Annotated in this window: 2 protein-coding genes and 2 pseudogenes; 1 reads left to right on the top strand and 3 read right to left on the bottom strand. The window is 66.6% G+C overall.

The genetic code is table 11. The annotated features are described in order from the left end of the window. A pseudogene (locus I6F21_RS37325) lies at nucleotides 1-347 on the bottom strand (hypothetical protein); the annotation flags it as partial. Between the two features lie 37 nt (nucleotides 348-384). After that, the gene (locus I6F21_RS37320; RefSeq protein WP_057028019.1) at nucleotides 385-1677 is read right to left on the bottom strand and encodes an adenylosuccinate synthase; all 1293 of its coding nucleotides are present in this window, start codon (nucleotides 1675-1677) and stop codon (nucleotides 385-387) included. 422 nt (nucleotides 1678-2099) lie between these two features. Between I6F21_RS37320 and I6F21_RS37315 the strand changes: the two genes are divergently transcribed. Beyond that, a complete protein-coding gene (locus I6F21_RS37315) occupies nucleotides 2100-3032 on the top strand; it encodes a DMT family transporter (protein WP_035998893.1) in 933 nt (310 codons plus the stop codon). A 194-nt stretch (nucleotides 3033-3226) separates the two neighbouring features. Here I6F21_RS37315 and I6F21_RS37310 read toward each other — a convergent pair. Then, nucleotides 3227-3451 (bottom strand): annotated as a pseudogene (locus I6F21_RS37310) (DUF1330 domain-containing protein); the annotation flags it as partial.

The following is a 3451-nucleotide window of genomic DNA, read 5'->3' as shown; positions in this document are numbered from 1 at the left end:
GTCGGGGCCGGACGCGTGCGCGGCGGAGCCGCAGCCGGGCTCGCCTCGGTGGCACGGGTGCTGGCGCGGCGGAAGGCATCGCCACTCGAGCCGGAGCGGGCGGCGCCACCGGGACGCGAGGCCTCGCGGGCCCGCTGGGCGGCCTCCGATTCGACCTTGCGGACGGCCTCCTCCAGCGACAGCCGTTCCCGGGTGATCTCGGATTCGGAGAGCGGCGGCTGCACGCTGCGCAGCTGCGCGATCAGGGCCGTGCGCGCCCGTTCATAGAGCGCGCGACGGCTTTCGCCGGGAGCGTTGGGGTCCAGGGCGGCAATAGCGCGGGCGATCAGCGGATAGTAATCAGCCATTTCTACTCAACTATACGCGCGTCCCGGTAAGATATCGTTAAGCCTCAAACGGATTTTGCACCAGGATAGTATCTTCGCGTTCCGGGCTGGTGGAAAGCAGCGCGACCGGACATCCCACCAATTCCTCGATCCGCCGGACATATTTGATGGCCTGCGCCGGCAGGTCGGCCCAGGACCGCGCATTGGCGGTCGGCTCCTTCCAGCCCTCGATGGTCTCGTAGATCGGCTCGACCCGGCTTTGCGCGCCCTCGCCGGCCGGGAAATGGTCGATCTCCTTGCCGTCGAGCTTGTAGCCGGTGCAGACCTCGATTGAATCGAAGCCGTCGAGGATGTCGAGCTTGGTCAGCGCCAGGCCATTGATGCCGCAGGTCCGAACCGCCTGGCGGACCAGCACGGCGTCGAACCAGCCGCAGCGGCGCGGACGGCCGGTATTGGTGCCGAACTCGCGGCCGCGCTCGCCGATCTTGCGGCCGATCTCGTTGTCCTGCTCGGTCGGGAACGGGCCCTGGCCGACGCGGGTCGTGTAGGCCTTGCACAGGCCGAGCACGTAGCCGACCGCGCCTGGCCCGAGGCCGGCGCCGGTCGCGGCCTGCGCCGCCACCGTGTTGGACGAGGTGACGTAGGGATAGGTGCCGTGGTCGACGTCGAGCAGCGCGCCTTGCGCGCCCTCGAACAACATGCGCTTGCCGGCGCGCCGCTCGATATCGAGCAGCCGCCAGACCGTCTCGGCATAGGGCAGCAGCTGCGGCGCCATCGCCATCAGCTCCTTCAGGATCACCGCGCCGTCGAATTCCGGCAGGTTGAGGCCGCGGCGCAGCGCGTTGTGGTGCGCCAGCAGGCGGTCGATCTTGTGTGGCAGCGTCTGATGATCGGCCAGATCCATCAGGCGGATGGCGCGGCGGCCGACCTTGTCTTCATAGGCCGGCCCGATGCCGCGGCGGGTGGTGCCGATCGCAGTCGCGGCGCTGGCGGATTCGCGGTGCGCGTCGAGCTCGCGGTGCAGCGGCAGGATCAACGTGACGTTTTCCGCGACACGCAGATTGTCGGGGCCGACATCGACGCCCTGCGACCTGAGCCTGGCGACCTCGTCGAGGAAAGCGGCGGGATCGAACACGACGCCGTTGCCGATCACCGACAGCTTGCCCTCGCGCAGCACGCCGGAGGGCAGCAGCGCGAGCTTGTAGGTCTTGCCGTTGATCACCAGCGTGTGGCCGGCATTGTGGCCGCCCTGGAAGCGGACGACGATATCCGCCTGCTCCGACAACCAGTCGACGATCTTGCCCTTCCCTTCGTCGCCCCATTGGGCGCCGACGACGACAACATTGGCCATTCGCGGGTAATCCTGTTCAATCTGTCTCTAGAAGGCATGATCCTCGCGGAAAACCGGTGCCCACTTTTCCGGGATCACGCCTGCGCCCAGCCCAATCGGCAGCCGGAGCCGCCCGCACGCAAGGCAGCCAACCGGATAAAGGAAGCAGCCCTTCTAGGCAAGCAAGAACGGGGCTTTTTCGGGGTCCAACGTCCGGTCCAAGCCCTTGATATCCGCGGAAAATCCCGAACCCTGGCGGGCCGGCGCAACAGCTTCGACCAAAGCGGGAGAGGCCGCCTTCGCCGCCAGCATGGTCGCGATGCGCCCGTCCCCGTTGATGCAACCTGGTTTTCCGTGTCTTTGGACCTGCCGGGTGATCAGCCGGCCCGGACCTCGCCGGGCCGGAAGGCTCGGCGTACTCGACGCGGGGCTCAACCATCACAATGTCCGCCACCGGCCAGACCACGCCCGCGGAAACATCCGGCCACAGCTGGATCGCCAACCAGCCTTACCTGCTGCTCAGCATCACCGCGCTGTGCTGGGCCGGCAACGCCATCGTCGGGCGGCTCGCTGCCGGCCACATTCCGCCGGTGACGCTGTCGTTCCTGCGCTGGTTCTTTGCCTTCCTGCTGGTGCTGCCGTTCGCCTTCAAGCACCTCGTGCAGGACTGGCCGGCGATCCGCGGCAAGCTCGGCCTGATGGTCACGCTCTCGGTCACCGGCATCGGCGCCTTCAACACGCTGCAATATTGGGCGCTGGAGCACACCCAGGCGCTCAACACGCTGCTGCTGCAGTCGGCCGCGCCGCTGCTGGTGGCGTTGTGGTCGCTGGTCATCCTCGGCATTCGTCTCACCGCCGCGCAGGCCTTCGGCGTGCTGCTGTCGATGTGCGGCGTGCTGACCATCCTGCTGCACGGCGATTTCACCACGCTGTCGAGCATCGACTTCAACAAGGGCGACCTGATCTTCCTGCTCGCGCTCCTGATCTTCGCGCTCTATTCGGTGCTGTCACTGAGGCGGCCGCCGATGCACGGCCTCTCGTTCCTCGCCTTCACCTTCGGCTGCGGCGCCGCCTGTCTCATTCCGCTGGAGATCTGGGAACTGTCCGCTCGCCCGGTGATGAAGCTCGACGGGCCGAACCTCCTGACCCTGTTCTACGTCGCCGTCTTTCCCTCGACGCTCGCCTATCTCTGCTTCAATCGCGGCGTGCGCCTGATCGGCGCCAACCGCGCCGCACCGTTCTTCCACGTCGTGCCGGTGTTCGGCTCGATCATGGCGATGGCGTTTCTGGGCGAGCACCCGCAGGCGTTCCACTTCATCGGTTTCGCATTGGTGCTGGCGGGCGTGTTCGCGGCGTCGCGAAAGCAGGCAAGTTAGGCGGCTTCATCGAAGCGCTCGCTGCACTTCCCTTCTCCCCTTGTGGGAGAAGGTGGCGCGAAGCGCCGGATGAGGGGTTGTCTCCGCGCATTCAATTGGGAGTGGACTCGCGGAGAGAGACCCCTCACCCGTCTCGCCGCTACGCGGCGAGCCACCCTCTCCCACAAGGGGAGAGGGGAAAAGTGCACGCGCTGCTACTTCGGCTTGAACTTGCTGTACGCCTCGCTCGTCGCAATGATCACGTGCTCGGCGCAGCCGTTGACGCGATGCGGATCGGCTTCGCGCTCGTAGGCTTGCGAGGTCATCATGTCAAGAAAGGCCGAGACGGACGGGTAATGGACCAGCGCGACGAAGTCCCAATCGTTGCCCGCGTGCGGACCGAGTGCGACTGTCTTGGCTTCACCGGTCCAGAGCAGCGT

Origin of the sequence: Bradyrhizobium sp. NBAIM03 (assembly GCF_020194055.1) — a bacterium.
In the GTDB taxonomy this organism is placed as follows: domain Bacteria; phylum Pseudomonadota; class Alphaproteobacteria; order Rhizobiales; family Xanthobacteraceae; genus Bradyrhizobium; species Bradyrhizobium yuanmingense.
Note: the sequence above shows the minus strand (reverse complement) of the source record. Positions and strands in the feature narration are given on the sequence as shown.